Raw genomic sequence first — 15,685 nt, forward strand, 5'->3', positions numbered from 1 at the left:
TGCGTACTGTTTTTAATATGCTTTTAATAAATGTGCAGCTCTTTTTGATGTCCAGGTAAATGCGAGGATAAAGCAGCCGACTAAGACGACCGTTCCTAAAATGTATGGTGAATCTGGATTCCAATCAAATAAAATTCCTGCAAGTGCTGGGCCAAACATATTCCCTAAGCTCATATAAGCATTGTTCATACCTGCTGCAAAACCTTGCTCTTCACCTGCTAGTTTCGAAATTAGTGTATTAACAGCAGGACGAATGAATGTTGTTGCGATAGAGAACAAAGTAGCTACGACTAAAATAACGAAGAAGCCGCTAATATAGATTGTTAGTAACATTGTCACCGCTGCAAGTAGAAGATTTACTAATATCACTTTCATCTCACCGAAGCGTTTAAATAATTTGTTCACAACATACATTTGCAGTACAACCCCTGCAAAGCCACCAACAGTTAAAATGATTGCGATATCAGTTGGTGTATAGCCGAATTTATGATCTAAATAAAGCGATAATGTTGCTTGGAAGTTTGCAATCCCAAAGCTAAATGTAAAAACGACGACTAAAAATATGAAATATGATGTTTTTACAGAGCGAGCAAGCTGTTTAAATAATTTTTCCCTTGGCGCAGAAATCGTTTTCGTAGATTTTACATTCGGTAAGTAAATTGCAGATAGTACAGAGGCAATCAGCGCCACCGCACCTGCTAAGTAAAACGGAAATGTTAAATTGACATTTGCTAAAAATCCGCCAATACCTGGCCCAATCATAAAGCCAAGAGACATTGCCGCACCAATCATGCCCATACCTTTACCACGTTCTTCATACGTTGTAATGTCGGCGACGAATGCCATAATTGGTGGCATAATGAACGCTGCCCCAGCTCCACTTAAAAAGCGTGCTAAAAATAATACCCATACTTCTGATGCAAGCCCAAATAAAATTTGTGCGAAGCCGTATACCACAAGCCCTGCAACGATAAACATTTTACGCCCATGTCGATCTGATAAATCACCTGAAACAGGGGAAAGTAAAAATTGTGCAAGCGCAAAGCCAGCGATTAGAAAGCCAAGCACTTGTCCACCAACGCCAAATAGTTGTAAATATGCTGGCATAACAGGAACGATAATCCCGATACCACCCATAGTAATAAACATATTAAACATCAGTAAATAAAGTGCTATTTTATTTGATTGTTGTTCCATACAATTCAGCCCTTTACTAAAATATTTCGAAAGTAGAAATGAATAATTGCCAATAGCATATCATATTGTAATGACTTTCACGATAAAAATCTTCAGGCATAAGACTGAAAATGGTAGGTTGAATCTTCAGAATAATTTTGTTTAAATGAGTAAATAAACGCTATGAAAAGAAGGTTTGAAAATATGAATTATAAATTTTGGACAGTAATCATGGTACAAAAAGATGATGCAGTACTGTTATTAAATCGTCAGCATGATAATTTTAAAGGGTATATTCCACCGGGTGGAAAAGTAGATTTCCCAGAAGGCTTTGCGGAAGGCGCTATACGCGAAGTAAAGGAAGAAACGGGACTAGATGTACATAGCTTAACGTTTAAAGGTATTTCGCATTATACGAATGAGGTCAAAAAAGATCATTTTATTATTTATAACTATTTAACAGATGATTTTTCAGGACAGTTGTTAACACATAGTGATGAAGGAACACTGGAGTGGGTGAAAATTAGCGAGGTCAAAAATTACCCAATGCAAGAAGATATTCGCGTGCGATTTGATTATTTTTTTGAACCTGGTACATTTGAAATTCATATGATCTGGGATGAAGAAAACAATCGATTAGATAAAAGAATCATACATAAGCTATAACGAAAAAAACCGGGCAACAATTTAGCTGCTCGGCATTTTTATTCATTTAATGCTCATCTTAAATTCTAAGAAATACTCGTTGTACTTACCTAACCATTTAAGACCAAGATTTTCATAAACCTCTAATGTTTCACGTTGTTCATTTGATGGGTAGAAGCGCTCGTCTGAAATGACTTCCTCATCCATTAGTTCCCAAGCTGCCTCATTTGGTGTTGAGTAACCTACGTAGTCAGCATTTTGTGCTGCATTTTCAGGGTCTAACATAAAGTTAATGAATTTATGGGCACCTTCCACGTTTTTAGATGTTTTTGGAATAACCATGTTATCAAACCATAAGTTTGAACCTTCTTGTGGAACTGCAAAATTTAACTCTTCATTTTCCCACATCATATCAGCTGCTTGACCTGACCAAGTTAATGCAACGGTTGCTTCGTTGTTAATCATTAAAGGTGTAATTTCGTCACCAATTATGGCCTTGATGTTTGGCGATAATGTAATTAGTTTATCTGTCGCTTTACGTAAAAGTGCGTCATCCTTTGCATTTAATGACTCACCGATTGAATTTAAGCCCATACCAATTACTTCGCGAGAACCGTCTACTAAAAACACTTTATCTTTTAATGATGGGTCCCATAAATCTTCCCAGGAATCGAATGTTAAATGATCATCAATTAAGCTCGGATTATAAACAATACCTACTGTACCCCAGAAATAAGGGATGGAGTATTTATTGCCTTTATCGAATGCTAAGTCTAAAAAGTCCGCATTAATATTCTTTATATTTGGAACTAGGTTATGATCGATTGGAATTAATAAATCTTCTTCCTTCATCGATTCGATTGTATATTCAGAAGGTACGGCGATATCATAAGCTGAACCACCTTGCTGAATTTTTGTCAACATCGCTTCGTTTGAGTCGAATGTTTCGTATGTGACTTTAATGCCTGTTTCTTCTTCAAACTTATCGATTAATTCTGGATCGATATATTCACCCCAGTTGTAAACTGTTAATGAATCCTTGCTACCTTTGCTGCCTGCTGATTGCATTTGGTCAATTGCGACAAACAGTAGGGCACAGACAATGATAATTCCAACGGCTGCTTGAACTAAATCTCTCATCGTTGTCCCTCCGTTGCTACTGATTTTGAACGTTTATTAATGAAATAGTAACCAATAACGATTAATATCGTTACCGCAAATACTAAACCTGAAATGGCGTTTACTGTTAGCGAAATACCAGCACGAGCCATTGAGTAAATTTCGACTGATAATGTAGAGAAACCGTTACCCGTTACAAAGAATGTTACCGCGAAATCATCTAGTGAATACGTTAATGCCATAAAGAAACCAGCGAAAATACCAGGTGAAATATACGGTAAAATAACACGTGTTAAGACGTCACGCTTTGTAGCACCTAAGTCACGTGCAGCATCGATTAAAGACTTATTCATTTCTAAAAGCTTAGGTAAAACCATTAATACAACAATTGGTACACTGAATGCAACGTGTGATACTAACACCGAAGCAAAGCCAAGCTTGACACCTATCATCGTGAATAAAATTAAGAAACTCGCACCGATGACAACGTCCGGTGAAACGATTAAGACGTTATTTAATGAAAGTAATGTATTGCGCATTTTTTTATCTTTAATTGATACAATACCAATCGCACCAAGTGTTCCAATAACAGTTGCAATTAAACCAGATAAAAGCGCTACAATGACTGTATTCAGTAAAATAACGATAAGGCGCGAATCCTCGAACACCGCTTGGTAATGCTCCCAAGTGAATGATTCGAAGTTGTTCATGTTGCCGCCACTGTTGAAGGAATAAAAAATTAAGTAAAGAATTGGCGCATAAAGTACGACGAATACAAACGCTAAATACGCTTTAGACATAGCTGATAATTTTTTCATTATGCGCGGCCTCCTTTAGATTTGTCTCGTGTGAATAACATAGTTAAAACCATGAATAAAATTAAGAATACCGCGATTGTTGAACCCATGCCCCAGTTTTGAGAAACTAAGAATTGCTGCTCGATTGCTGTACCTAGTGTAATCACTTTGTTACCCGCGATTAAGCGTGTAATCATGAATAGAGATAACGCAGGAATGAATGTTACTTGAATTCCTGATTTTACGCCATCAATTGTTAATGGGAAAATCACGCGGCGGAATGTTGTCCAAGCATTTGCCCCAAGGTCGCGTGCTGCGTATACAAGCGATGGATTCATTTTATCTAATGAGTTGAAAATCGGAATAATCATAAACGGAATGAAAATATAAACCGATACGAAAATAAAACTGAAATCTGTAAATAAAATTTGCTGTGGATCAAAACCAAATACTTCTATCATTGCATTGATTGGACCATATAAACCGAAGATCCCGATAAATGCATACGTTTTTAATAGTAAGTTAATCCAAGACGGAATAATGATTAACATTAACCATAATTGTTTGTGCTTTGTTTTTGTTAATAAGTAAGCAGTAGGGTAGGCGAATAATAATGTAAACAACGTAATTAAAAACGCATACCAGAAACTACTTAACGTCATTTTTAAATAAACAGGTGTGAAGAACTTCGCATAGTTGGCAAGTGTGAAGTCACCGTTTAAATCAAGTAATGAATAATAAACGATTAAAGCAATTGGCGCGATTACGAATAAAAGTATCCAGAATAAATAAGGAATTAACGGTCCTTTAGATGCTTTGTTATTCATGGTCTTCAACCTCATATGCTTCTAAACGTTTGTCGAAATCTTCTTCTGTTTCATTTAAGCGCATTACATGAATTGCTTCAGGATCAAAATCTAAGCCGATTTCTTCGCCAACCTCTGCTTTTTTCAGTGAGTGTACTAACCATTCATTACCGTCTTTATCGTACGTTGATAGCTCGTAGTGAACCCCTCGGAATAGCTGTGTATCAACAGTTACAACTAATTTGCCTTTTTCAGGTGTTGTGATTTCTAAATCTTCTGGACGGATTACCACATCGATTTTTTCGTTTGGTTTCATCCCACCATCGACACATTCAAATTCCTTACCAGCGAATTTTACCTTGTAGTCTTCAATCATGATACCGTCAACGATGTTTGACTCACCGATGAAATCCGCAACAAAGCGGTTAATTGGCTCGTCATAAATGTCTACCGGTGTACCTGATTGTTTAATTTCGCCATGAGAAAGAACGAAAATTTCGTCGCTCATTGCTAACGCTTCTTCTTGGTCATGCGTAACGAAGATGAATGTTTTACCGAGACGCTGTTGTAGCTCGCGCAGTTCATACTGCATTTCTGTACGTAATTTTAAGTCTAATGCTGATAATGGCTCATCTAATAAAATTACATCTGGGTCGTTTACAATCGCACGTGCAATGGCAACACGTTGACGCTGACCACCTGACATTTCTGAAATTTCACGGTTGCCATAGCCTGCTAAGTTGACGAATTTTAATGCTTCTTGTACGCGTTCTTTCACCTCTGCTTCTTTTACCTTTTTAATACGTAAGCCGAATGCTACGTTTTCAAAAACGTTTAAGTGAGGGAATAATGCGTAATCTTGGAACACGGTATTTACTTGTCGCTCGTTTGCAGGCACATCATTAATACGTTTGTCATTGAAGAACACATCGCCTGTTGTCGCGTCAGTAAAGCCCGCAATAATACGTAAAATGGTTGTTTTCCCACAACCAGATGGCCCAAGTAATGTGTAAAACTTTCCACGTTCTAACTCAAAATTAATATTTTTTAATACAACCGTACCGTCATTGTATGATTTTGTAACATTTTCAAAACGAATAATCGTGTTATCCATGTAAGTAGCCTCCTAAGTTATAAATAAGATTGCGTTGCGACTAACAGTAATTTGGTAATACCATTGTGCGCATTAAAAATTTGGTGATTAGAAGATGCCTCATAGTAAACGGCATTTCCTTCACTGGCGATATATTCATTGCTGCCAAGTACAACACGAATTCGGCCGTTTAATACATAAATGAAGGTTTCCGCCAATGAAGGCTCAAACGCTTTGAACTCCGCATCCTTTTGTAACGTGATAAAAACAGGTTCCATTTCTTTTTCATTGGATGTAGGGATTAGCCACTCGATTTCGTATTTTTTATCGTGGTCAATAAAACTCGTTTGGTCATCCTTTGTAAAGACAATTTTTTCGTTTTCTTGCTCGTCATCAAAAAAGTCACGTGGTGAACAGCCTAGCACTTCTAATAAGTTGAATAATGTTTCGATTGAAGGGGAGTTTAAATCGCGCTCCAGTTGAGATATATAGCCTTTAGTTAAGTCTGTACGTTCCCCAAGCTCTTCTTGGGTAAGACCCTTTTTTAGGCGTAATGCTTTGATCTTCGTACCAATTTGCATTTGGGACGCTCCTTTTTGAGATATTAGAAAGTAAAAATTTTTCTGTTATAACAGTGTCTAGGCATTCGCGCCAGCTCCTTGGTCATTATGGTCCCGCCGTCGAAAATGGTGAAGCGTTTACTTTCTAGTCGGACCCTCCAATGACTGAGGCTCACACGATGTGAGTCATTGGCGGCATGCCACATGGATGTGGCGTTTTGCCCACTCGGAGCTAAAAGGGCGCGAATGCGCTTTTCTTATAATAAAAAATCCCCCGGTAAGAGTTTACTATTGTTAAACCTTAAGTACGGAAGTTTACTTTTACAAAACTTTTAGTTTACGAAAGCAATAACAATTATACAGATTCTAGCAAGTATTTCAAGTCTATTTATGTTACATTTTGAAAGAAATTTAGTTGATACTTAAGATTATTACTTCGTTTTCTGTAAAGCCCGATACTGTACGTATTTGGAAATACATACATATGCTATTTTAAGGAGGAGATAAATGAAACTTTATACAGCTATGCCAGCATTAAAAGGTGCTTCTGTTATTTTAAATAAGCAACAGGTACAAAAGGAAAGTACTTTGCCAACCTTTATTTATTTTTGGTCAATGAGCTGCCCACAATGTAAACAATCGATTGAAAAACTAAATGACATTCAAACACTTTATCAAAATCGATTATCGGTTTATGCAGTTCATATGCCTCGAGAAAAAAGTGATTATTCAATAGAACAATTAAATGATACAGTTCAACGATTACAATTAACTATTCCGATATACGTAGATAATGAATTAACAATCAGTGATGCGTTTAAAAATCAAATCGTACCTTCCTATTACTTATTTGATGAATTGCAACGCTTACGATTTTTCAAAGTTGGTTTTCTAGCGACGAAATCATTACAACAAAAAATTGAACGAATTCTTTAATGGAAACAATTCGTTAATTGCGGTAAAATGTTGGCAATGATTTGTTCGGAGGAGACTATATGAAAAAAGAATTCGTAGTAATTGGATTAGGTCGTTTCGGAGGCAGTATTGTTCGCGAGCTTGTGAAGCAGGGCGCTAACGTCATGGCGATTGATACCGATAGCGAGCGTGTCGATGAATTTGCGCGTATTGCTACACAGGCAGTCGTTGCCGATACAACTGAGGAAGAAACTGTAAAATCACTAGGCTTGTGGAACTTTGAACATGTCATTGTGGCAATAGGAGAAGATATTCAATCGAGCATTTTAACGACGCTCATTTTAAAGGAACTTGGTGTACAACAAATTACGGTAAAAGCGCAAAATGATTATCATGAAAAGGTGTTGCGTAAAATTGGCGCAGACTTTGTCGTGCATCCTGAGCGCGATATGGGGATTCGTATTGCAAACAATATGATTTCAAATAGCGTACTCGATTACTTAGAATTATCAGGAGAGCATTCGATTATGGAAATTCGCGCGAGTGAAACTATTGCAGGTCATTCATTAATTGAATTAGACATTCGTGCAAAATATGGTGTCAACATTCTCGGCATTACGCGCGAGGACGAAATTATGATTTCCCCACCAGCAACTGAACGTATTCAACTAGGCGATGTTCTACTCATTATTGGTGCAGATGTCGACATTAATCGTTTTGTGAAAAAGGAAATTTAGGCTAAATAAACAAGGGTGCTCCGAATTGAATTCGGGGCACCCTTGTTTATGTCTAGGCATTCGCGCCAGCCCCTCTGCCATTTCTGTCCCTCCATGCAAAAGTGGTGGATCGTTTACTTTTGCGTCGGGCCTTCCAATGTCTTTCGGAGCTTAACGGGCGCGAATACCTTTTCTTATTTATACTTCCATAATAATCGGTAAGATCATTGGGCGACGTTTTGTTTTTTCGTATAAATACGGTCCTAAAACGTCTGTAATTTCATTTTTCAAATCAGTCCATTGTGTATCTTTTTCTTGGATTGTGCTGTTTAAATGTTGATTTAACATTTTTTGAGCTTCATTAATCATTGTACCTGATTCACGCATGTACACGAATCCACGAGAGATAATGTCAGGACCTGAAACAATTTTGTTGTTGGCCATATCAACACTTACAACGACAATTACTAAGCCTTCTTCAGAAAGAATACGACGATCGCGTAATACAATGTTGCCAATATCACCGATACCATTACCATCAATGTACACATCACCAGAAGGAATACGACCAGCAACATGAGCTTCGTTAGCACTTAATGCAAGTACATCACCGTTTTCCATAACAAATGAGCTTTCTAAAGGAATATCACAGGCTTCCGCAAGTTCCGTGTGGATTTTTAACATGCGATATTCACCGTGAATTGGCATAAAGAACTTCGGTTTCATTAAGCGTAACATTAGTTTTTGCTCTTGCTGAGAACCGTGACCAGAAGTATGGATGTTATTGAGTGCGCCGTGAATAACTTCTGCACCAGCGCGGAATAATAAGTTGATAATTTTGTTTACGCTCATCGTATTACCAGGTACTGGAGAAGATGAGAACACTACTGTATCACCAGGTTGAATTTGAATTTGACGGTGCGTACCGTTCGCAATGCGTGATAATGCGGCCATCGGTTCACCTTGAGAACCTGTACATAAAATCATCACTTCATTTGCAGGTAAGCGGTTTAAGCTTTGTACGTCGACAAATGTTTCTTTTGGTGCTGTAATATAACCTAATTCACGACCGATTGTAATGGCGTTGTCCATTGAACGACCAAATACGGCAATTTTACGACCGTATTTTACAGCGGCATCCGTTGCTTGCTGTAGACGGTGAATGTTTGATGCAAATGTCGCAAAGATAATACGTCCATCGACTTTGCGGAAAATTTCATCGATACTTTTCCCTACAGTACGCTCAGACATCGTAAAATCTGTTTTTTCAGCATTTGTACTATCAGATAGTAAGCAAAGCACGCCATCACGACCAATTTCAGCCATTTTAGTTAAGTTGGCAGGTTCGCCTACAGGTGTGAAGTCAAATTTGAAGTCCCCGGTATGCACGATGTTACCAGGAGGTGTTTTGACAACGATACCGTATGCATCTGGAATACTATGCGTCGTACGGAAGAAGCTCACAGAAGTTTTACGGAACTTAATGACATCGTTTTCTTTAAATTCGATTAATTTTGTTGAACGTAATAAACCATGCTCTTCTAATTTGTTGCGTAATAAGCCTAAAGCTAATTTACCACCATAAACTGGAACGTTTACTTGACGTAATAGGTAAGGAATCCCGCCGATATGATCTTCGTGACCATGTGTTATAAATAAGCCTTTAATTTTGTCTACGTTTCGAACTAAATACGTATAGTCCGGAATAACATAGTCAATTCCAAGTAGGTCGTCCTCAGGGAATTTAATACCTGCGTCAATTAAAATAATTTCATCTTGGAACTGTACTGCGTATGTGTTTTTGCCGATTTCGCCCAGTCCGCCGAGTGCGAATACAGCTGCTTGATCATTCTTAACGAATTTCATAAGAGTTAAGCGTTCTCCACTTGGAAGTTAGAGCTGTTTTGTTCATACTCTAAATAGTTACCTTCTAATAGTTGAACTAGCTCGATATTGTAGTTGCGGTCTTTTAAGTAATAACGTACTTCACGTTCAGATGCCCCTTCTACATATACAACTTTAGTGTTTTCGCGAACTGGAATTTCTGAAATACCTTCTTGATAATAAACTTTGTAAATCATAGTTACTCTCCTTTAATAACGAACATTATTATTGCGTTGAATTTTATAAAGAAACACGCATTTCCTTTATATTATCATGGGACTCCTTTAAAATAAAGAAAAGCCCTTTAAAAATGATGGATAAACATGTCGATAACATAAAAAAATGACACGTCCTAATATAGACGTGCCAATTGAAATTGAAGGAAGTTAGGCAATTAATTTTTTTCCGAGGATGCCGTTTAATTGTTTAAGCCATTTCTTTTTGAGACGTCGTAACATAGGTCATCACTCCTTGTCTATATTATACGGAATATTCTGTTTTTTGTAAAGGGTCACTATTATAAAGGAAGATAACAATGAAAAAATTTTTATTTTTTGATGTGGATGGTACTTTGTATAATTCGAAAAAACAGCTTCCCCAATCAGCTAAGGAGGCAATTTTTAAAGCACGTGAAAATGGTCATGAAATTGCGATTGCAACTGGTCGAGCCCCATTTATGATTGCTGAAATTTTAGAGGAACTTCAAATTGATACATATGTTACGTTTAACGGTCAATACGTCGTTTACAAAGGGGAAGTAATTTATACCAATCAAATTGCGAATGAAACGTTAAGGGAGATTTTACAATTTGGTGCGCAGCATGACCATCCTTTCGTTTTTTTAAACGAAAAAGAAATGATTGCGTCGAAAAGTGGTTATTGTGAAATTGAAGAAAGTTTAGCGACACTCCATTATCCTTATCCAACGATTGATGAAAATTATTATTTGCATACACCTGTTTATCAAACGCTTGTCTTTGCAAAAGAGCATGAGCAAGTACTGTATGAGCAACAATTCCAAGAGATACAATTCGTTCGCTGGCATCCATATTCCTGCGATATGCTCCCGAGTGGTGGTTCGAAGGCGCTTGGTATTACTAAATTAATTGAACACATCGATTTTGAAATGGAAGATGTCATTGCTTTTGGGGATGGTTTGAATGATGTGGAGATGTTGCGTGAAGTAGGGTTAGGTGTAGCGATGGAGAATGGTCATGATGAAGCCAAAAAAGTCGCATCGATTGTAGCAGACCATGTTGATCAAGATGGTCTATACAAAATAATGAAAGAATTAAAATTATTTTAACTACATGAAAAGCGCTGCGAGATTATCCGCAGCGCTTTTCTTAAAATATAATAAAGTATAAATTTTTTCAAAGTGTCTAGACTAAAGCGCCAGCCCCTCGCACCATTAGATCCCTCCTGCAAAAAGTGGTGGTGCGTTTACTTTTGCGTCGGGCTCTCCAAAACTTGCGGCTCACACGACGTGAGTCATTGTGGGCATGCCACATGGATGTGGTGTTTTGCCCACCTGGGGCTGGAAGGCGCTTTAGCGCTTTTTTTATTCGCGACCAAAAGGTGTGCTATTTTCAATTTCACCGAATGGATCTTTTTCGTTAATACGGTCAAAGAACATCACACCATTTAAGTGGTCTAATTCATGTTGAAATGCGATTGCAGGTAAACCAGTTAAACGAATTTTCTTTTCTTCGCCGCCAACAGTCATAAATTTTGCAGTAATGCGGGCGTAGCGAGGTACATAGCCTGGCACAGCGCGATCTACAGAGAGACAGCCTTCACCGCTTGTAATATAAGTTTGTTCTACAGAGTGGCTAACGATTTTAGGATTGACAGCAACAAAGCTTAAAAGCTCACCTTTGTCATCTTCTAAATGCAACGCAAACATACGCTTAAGGCTATTTACTTGGTTAGCAGCTAATCCAATTCCACCTCGTAAATTATATTTTTCAGCCATTTCAGGATTTTGACTATTTATTAGATATTGCAGCATATCCTCAGCTAATTGACGATCTTCTTTTGTTAATGGGAAGGTTACCTCCTCAGCGCGTGTGCGCAATGTAGGATGACCCTCACGAATAATCTGTTCCATTAATATCATGTGAAACTTCCTTTCAGTTCTAACTTAATTACCTTTAAGTATACACGACTTAGAAAAAGTGAAGTAGAAAAAACATTTGAAAGGTGAAATAATTCATCTTATAGATTGAATGTGGCTGAAATGGGGAATGATTTACACTGGTTAGTAAATTGTATTGTAAATAATAAAAGAATAAAACAGGTATTCTATTATAGTACAGAATTAATAAATTTATAATACAGATAACGCTACTGTTATAATTTTAGTGGTGAATGAAATTTCTTTTATTTAGATGATAAACAATGATTGACCGATGGAATTTTATTCATTATACTCTGAATAGAACAATATTGTACTATTCGAATTTAATTTTTTTTTAATACAGTTCAAAGGGGATGTAAATAATGGCAGAAAAAATGATGAATCAATTTGATCCAGCTGGAACATTACATGAGATTGAAAGCAAATTTGAAATGTTCCAAATCTTAAATGAAAACGGAGAAGTAGTAAACGAAGCAGCAATGCCGGAATTAACGGACGAGCAATTAGTGGAATTAATGACACGTATGGTTTATGTACGTATTTTAGACCAACGCTCGATTTCATTAAACCGCCAAGGTCGTTTAGGTTTCTATGCCCCAACAGCAGGTCAAGAAGCGTCTCAATTAGCGTCACATTACGCGCTTGAAAAAGAGGACTGGATTTTACCAGGTTATCGTGATGTTCCACAAATCGTTATGCACGGATTACCATTATGGAAAGCATTCTTATTCAGTCGTGGTCACTTTATCGGTAACCAAGTGCCTGAAGGAGTTAACATTTTAGCACCACAAATTATTATCGGTGCACAATATATTCAAACTGCAGGTGTCGCATTAGGTTTACAAAAGCGCGGTACGAAATCTGTAGCAATTACGTATACAGGTGACGGTGGTTCTTCACAAGGGGATTTCTATGAAGGGATTAACTTTGCGGGTGCATTTAAATCACCAGCAATCTTCATCGTACAAAATAACCAATTTGCGATTTCGACACCACGTGAATTACAAACTGCTGCAAAAACTATCGCACAAAAAGGGATTGCGGCAGGTATTCCATCGGTTCTGGTAGACGGTATGGACCCATTAGCAGTTTATGCAGCAACAAAAGATGCGCGTGACCGAGCTGTTCGTGGCGAAGGCCCAACATTAATCGAAACAATGTGTTACCGTTATGGCCCACATACAATGGCAGGAGATGACCCAACTCGTTACCGTACAACAGACACAGACAATGATTGGGCAGCAAAAGACCCATTAATTCGTTTCCGTAAATTCTTAGAAGCAAAAGGGTTATGGGATGAACAAAAAGAAGAGTCTGTAATCGAAGGTGCAAAAGAAGAGATTAAAGAAGCAATCAAATTAGCGGACCAAGCACCAAAACAAAAAGTAACTGAGTTAATGGACAATATGTACGCAGAAGAGATGCCATATAACTTAAAAGAACAATATGCAATTTACAAAGAGAAGGAGTCGAAATAAGCCATGGCACAAATGACGATGATTCAAGCAATTACAGATGCATTACGTTGCGAATTAAAAAACGACGAGAACGTATTAGTATTCGGTGAAGACGTTGGGGTAAACGGAGGGGTATTCCGTGCAACTGAAGGTCTTCAAAAAGAATTTGGCGTAGATCGTGTATTTGATACACCACTTGCTGAATCAGGTATCGGTGGTTTAGCAATCGGTTTAGCATTAACAGGCTATCGTCCAGTACCGGAAATTCAATTTTTCGGCTTCGTTTTCGAAGTAATGGATTCAATTAGTGGTCAATTAGCGCGTATGAAGTATCGTTCTGGTGGCACGTATAATGCGCCGGTAACAATTCGTTCTCCATTTGGTGGTGGCGTGCATACACCGGAAATGCACTCAGACTCATTGGAAGGGCTAATGGCGCAATCACCAGGCTTAAAAGTGGTGATTCCATCAACTCCGTATGACGCAAAAGGTTTATTAATAGCTTCAATTCGTGATAATGACCCAGTTATTTTCTTAGAGCACTTAAAACTTTACCGTTCATTCCGTGAAGAAGTACCTGAAGAAGCGTACACAATCGAAATTGGTAAAGCAGACGTAAAACGCGAAGGTAAAGATTTATCGATTTTCGCATATGGCTTAATGGTTCATGAGTCTTTAAAAGCGGCAGAAGAGCTGGAGAAAGAAGGTTATTCTGTAGAGGTAGTGGATTTACGTACAATTCAGCCACTTGATATTGAAACAATTATTGCTTCTGTTGAAAAAACAGGTCGTGCAATCGTTGTTCAAGAAGCACAAAAGCAAGCTGGGATTGCAGCGAATGTTGTAGCGGAAATTACAGAACGTGCAATTCTTTCTTTAGAAGCACCTGTATTACGTGTGGCAGCGCCGGATACAATTTACCCATTCCCTCAAGCAGAGGGTGTATGGTTACCAACATATAAAGATATAATGGAAACTGCGAAAAAAGTTTTAACATTCTAAGAATTGAGGGTGAGAGAAATGGCATTTACGTTCCGTTTACCAGATATTGGAGAAGGTATTCATGAAGGCGAAATCGTTAAGTGGTTTGTGAAACCTGGCGATCAAGTTAAAGAAGATGATATTTTAGCAGAAGTACAAAATGACAAAGCAGTCGTTGAAATTCCTTCACCAGTAGACGGTACAGTTGAAGAAATTTTTGTAGAAGAAGGTACAGTTGCAGTTGTAGGTGATGCATTAATTCGATTTGACGCACCTGGCTACGAAGACTTAAAACTTAAAGGTGACGAACACCATGACGCAAACGAAGCAGCGAAAACAGAAGCACAAGTACAAGCAACTGCCGAGGCTGGTCAAAATGTGAAAAAAGAAGAAGTATCGGACAAAGCGCAAGCACCAAAAGAAGAAACGCCGGCTCCTAAACAAGTAGAGGATGTATCTTCAAATAAACGTATTATCGCAATGCCATCTGTTCGTAAATACGCACGTGAAAAAGGTGTAGACATCGCACAAGTAACAGGTTCAGGTAAAAATGGACGTATTGTGAAAGAGGATATCGAGAGCTTCTTAAATGGTGGTGCTCAAATACAAGTAGAACAAGCAACACAACAAGAAACATCAGTTGAAGCTACACCAGCAGCAACATCAGCTGCACCGGTTACTCTTGAAGGGGAATTCCCAGAAACACGTGAAAAAATGAGCGGTATCCGTAAGGCGATTGCTAAAGCGATGGTACATTCTAAACATACAGCACCACATGTGACGTTAATGGATGAGGTAGATGTAACAGAATTAGTTGCACACCGTAAACAATTCAAAGATATCGCAGCAGAGCAAGGTGTTAAATTAACGTATTTACCGTATGTTGTGAAGGCTTTAATCTCGACATTACGTAAATTCCCTGAATTCAACCGTTCGTTAGATGACGCTACACAAGAAATTATTCAAAAACATTATTATAATATTGGTATCGCTGCTGATACAGAAAAAGGCTTATTGGTTCCAGTAATTAAACATGCTGATCGCAAATCGGTATTTGGCTTATCAGCGGAAATTAATGAGCTTGCTGTAAAGGCGCGTGATGGTAAGCTAGCACCGCACGAAATGAAAGGTGCGTCAATGTCGATTACAAACATCGGTTCAGCAGGTGGACAATGGTTTACGCCTGTGATTAATCACCCTGAAGTAGCAATTTTAGGAATTGGGCGAATTTCAGAGAAACCAGTAATAAAAAATGGTGAAATTGTAGCCGCACATGTGTTAGCATTATCATTGAGCTTTGATCATCGCATGATCGATGGAGCGACTGCACAAAACGCTTTAAATCATTTAAAACGTTTATTAAGTGAGCCGCAACTTTTATTAATGGAGGCGTAAA

16 protein-coding genes are annotated in these 15,685 nt (G+C 38.0%); 7 read left to right on the plus strand and 9 right to left on the minus strand.

All coding sequences use genetic code 11. The features are described from left to right. Positions 1 to 12 precede the first annotated feature (12 nt). Positions 13 to 1,197 (minus strand): MFS transporter, encoded by a 1,185-nt coding sequence (locus tag O7776_RS03795; RefSeq protein ID WP_274309314.1) that lies wholly within the window; start codon positions 1,195 to 1,197, stop codon positions 13 to 15. Positions 1,198 to 1,380: 183 nt separating this feature from the next. Between O7776_RS03795 and O7776_RS03800 the strand changes: the two genes are divergently transcribed. Then, complete coding sequence (locus tag O7776_RS03800; protein ID WP_274309315.1) at positions 1,381 to 1,842, plus strand: 8-oxo-dGTP diphosphatase; 462 nt, start codon at positions 1,381 to 1,383, stop codon at positions 1,840 to 1,842. Between the two features lie 42 nt (positions 1,843 to 1,884). Here the strand turns inward: O7776_RS03800 and O7776_RS03805 are convergent, their stop codons facing one another. Genes O7776_RS03805 through O7776_RS03825 form a run of 5 tightly spaced genes read right to left on the minus strand, consistent with a single transcriptional unit; the run spans position 1,885 to position 6,217 of the window. Further along, the gene (locus O7776_RS03805) at positions 1,885 to 2,961 is read right to left on the minus strand and encodes an ABC transporter substrate-binding protein (protein WP_274309316.1); all 1,077 of its coding nucleotides are present in this window, start codon (positions 2,959 to 2,961) and stop codon (positions 1,885 to 1,887) included. Then, entirely contained in the window at positions 2,958 to 3,758 is an 801-nt protein-coding gene (locus O7776_RS03810; protein WP_274309317.1) for an ABC transporter permease, read from the minus strand. Before O7776_RS03810 ends, O7776_RS03805 begins: the two co-directional genes overlap by 4 nt. Beyond that, positions 3,758 to 4,564 (minus strand): ABC transporter permease, encoded by an 807-nt coding sequence (locus O7776_RS03815; RefSeq protein WP_274309318.1) that lies wholly within the window; start codon positions 4,562 to 4,564, stop codon positions 3,758 to 3,760. The genes O7776_RS03810 and O7776_RS03815 overlap by 1 nt, the downstream gene beginning before the upstream one ends. Further along, positions 4,557 to 5,657 carry an ABC transporter ATP-binding protein gene (locus O7776_RS03820; RefSeq protein WP_274309319.1) on the minus strand — a complete coding sequence of 367 codons (1,101 nt, stop codon included), beginning with the start codon at positions 5,655 to 5,657 and terminating at the stop codon, positions 4,557 to 4,559. The genes O7776_RS03815 and O7776_RS03820 overlap by 8 nt, the downstream gene beginning before the upstream one ends. Before the next feature lie 17 nt (positions 5,658 to 5,674). Then, positions 5,675 to 6,217 (minus strand): helix-turn-helix domain-containing protein, encoded by a 543-nt coding sequence (locus O7776_RS03825; protein ID WP_274309320.1) that lies wholly within the window; start codon positions 6,215 to 6,217, stop codon positions 5,675 to 5,677. A 486-nt stretch (positions 6,218 to 6,703) separates the two neighbouring features. Between O7776_RS03825 and O7776_RS03830 the strand changes: the two genes are divergently transcribed. Next, the gene (locus O7776_RS03830; RefSeq protein ID WP_274309321.1) at positions 6,704 to 7,132 is read left to right on the plus strand and encodes a TlpA family protein disulfide reductase; all 429 of its coding nucleotides are present in this window, start codon (positions 6,704 to 6,706) and stop codon (positions 7,130 to 7,132) included. Positions 7,133 to 7,191: 59 nt separating this feature from the next. Further along, the gene (locus O7776_RS03835; RefSeq protein WP_274309322.1) at positions 7,192 to 7,848 is read left to right on the plus strand and encodes a potassium channel family protein; all 657 of its coding nucleotides are present in this window, start codon (positions 7,192 to 7,194) and stop codon (positions 7,846 to 7,848) included. 177 nt (positions 7,849 to 8,025) lie between these two features. Here O7776_RS03835 and rnjA read toward each other — a convergent pair whose 3' ends face one another. Together rnjA and O7776_RS03845 are read right to left on the minus strand one after the other, a co-directional pair. Further along, positions 8,026 to 9,693 (minus strand): ribonuclease J1, encoded by a 1,668-nt coding sequence (gene rnjA / locus O7776_RS03840; RefSeq protein ID WP_274309323.1) that lies wholly within the window; start codon positions 9,691 to 9,693, stop codon positions 8,026 to 8,028. Between the two features lie 5 nt (positions 9,694 to 9,698). After that, positions 9,699 to 9,908, minus strand: coding sequence for a DNA-dependent RNA polymerase subunit epsilon (locus O7776_RS03845; protein WP_241367825.1), 210 nt, complete (start codon positions 9,906 to 9,908; stop codon positions 9,699 to 9,701). 338 nt (positions 9,909 to 10,246) lie between these two features. On the opposite strand from O7776_RS03845, the gene O7776_RS03850 reads away from it, so the two are divergent. Then, entirely contained in the window at positions 10,247 to 11,017 is a 771-nt protein-coding gene (locus tag O7776_RS03850) for a Cof-type HAD-IIB family hydrolase (protein ID WP_274309324.1), read from the plus strand. 255 nt (positions 11,018 to 11,272) lie between these two features. On the opposite strand, the gene def is transcribed toward O7776_RS03850, so the two are convergent. Further along, positions 11,273 to 11,830, minus strand: a complete 558-nt coding sequence (gene def / locus O7776_RS03855) for a peptide deformylase (RefSeq protein ID WP_274309325.1) — start codon at positions 11,828 to 11,830, stop codon at positions 11,273 to 11,275. Between the two features lie 383 nt (positions 11,831 to 12,213). Between def and pdhA the strand changes: the two genes are divergently transcribed. From pdhA to O7776_RS03870, 3 genes are read left to right on the plus strand one after another with little or no spacing between them, the layout of a single operon-like run. Next, complete coding sequence (pdhA, locus tag O7776_RS03860; RefSeq protein ID WP_274309326.1) at positions 12,214 to 13,329, plus strand: pyruvate dehydrogenase (acetyl-transferring) E1 component subunit alpha; 1,116 nt, start codon at positions 12,214 to 12,216, stop codon at positions 13,327 to 13,329. Positions 13,330 to 13,332: 3 nt separating this feature from the next. Further along, complete coding sequence (locus O7776_RS03865) at positions 13,333 to 14,310, plus strand: alpha-ketoacid dehydrogenase subunit beta (RefSeq protein WP_241367831.1); 978 nt, start codon at positions 13,333 to 13,335, stop codon at positions 14,308 to 14,310. 18 nt (positions 14,311 to 14,328) lie between these two features. Next, a complete protein-coding gene (locus tag O7776_RS03870) occupies positions 14,329 to 15,684 on the plus strand; it encodes a dihydrolipoamide acetyltransferase family protein (protein ID WP_274309327.1) in 1,356 nt (451 codons plus the stop codon). Position 15,685: the final 1 nt, after the last annotated feature.

The sequence above is a fragment of the Solibacillus daqui genome, from assembly GCF_028747805.1.
Taxonomy (GTDB): domain Bacteria; phylum Bacillota; class Bacilli; order Bacillales_A; family Planococcaceae; genus Solibacillus; species Solibacillus daqui.

Excerpts from the sequence above, each read along its gene's own strand:
- O7776_RS03795 (WP_274309314.1), bottom strand. The coding sequence starts at position 1,197 with ATGGAACAACAATCAAATAAAATAGCACTTTATTTACTGATGTTTAAT.
- O7776_RS03800 (WP_274309315.1), top strand. The coding sequence starts at position 1,381 with ATGAATTATAAATTTTGGACAGTAATCATGGTACAAAAAGATGATGCA.
- O7776_RS03805 (WP_274309316.1), bottom strand. The coding sequence starts at position 2,961 with ATGAGAGATTTAGTTCAAGCAGCCGTTGGAATTATCATTGTCTGTGCC.
- O7776_RS03810 (WP_274309317.1), bottom strand. The coding sequence starts at position 3,758 with ATGAAAAAATTATCAGCTATGTCTAAAGCGTATTTAGCGTTTGTATTC.
- O7776_RS03815 (WP_274309318.1), bottom strand. The coding sequence starts at position 4,564 with ATGAATAACAAAGCATCTAAAGGACCGTTAATTCCTTATTTATTCTGG.
- O7776_RS03820 (WP_274309319.1), bottom strand. The coding sequence starts at position 5,657 with ATGGATAACACGATTATTCGTTTTGAAAATGTTACAAAATCATACAAT.
- O7776_RS03825 (WP_274309320.1), bottom strand. The coding sequence starts at position 6,217 with ATGCAAATTGGTACGAAGATCAAAGCATTACGCCTAAAAAAGGGTCTT.
- O7776_RS03830 (WP_274309321.1), top strand. The coding sequence starts at position 6,704 with ATGAAACTTTATACAGCTATGCCAGCATTAAAAGGTGCTTCTGTTATT.
- O7776_RS03835 (WP_274309322.1), top strand. The coding sequence starts at position 7,192 with ATGAAAAAAGAATTCGTAGTAATTGGATTAGGTCGTTTCGGAGGCAGT.
- rnjA (WP_274309323.1), bottom strand. The coding sequence starts at position 9,693 with ATGAAATTCGTTAAGAATGATCAAGCAGCTGTATTCGCACTCGGCGGA.
- O7776_RS03845 (WP_241367825.1), bottom strand. The coding sequence starts at position 9,908 with ATGATTTACAAAGTTTATTATCAAGAAGGTATTTCAGAAATTCCAGTT.
- O7776_RS03850 (WP_274309324.1), top strand. The coding sequence starts at position 10,247 with ATGAAAAAATTTTTATTTTTTGATGTGGATGGTACTTTGTATAATTCG.
- def (WP_274309325.1), bottom strand. The coding sequence starts at position 11,830 with ATGATATTAATGGAACAGATTATTCGTGAGGGTCATCCTACATTGCGC.
- pdhA (WP_274309326.1), top strand. The coding sequence starts at position 12,214 with ATGGCAGAAAAAATGATGAATCAATTTGATCCAGCTGGAACATTACAT.
- O7776_RS03865 (WP_241367831.1), top strand. The coding sequence starts at position 13,333 with ATGGCACAAATGACGATGATTCAAGCAATTACAGATGCATTACGTTGC.
- O7776_RS03870 (WP_274309327.1), top strand. The coding sequence starts at position 14,329 with ATGGCATTTACGTTCCGTTTACCAGATATTGGAGAAGGTATTCATGAA.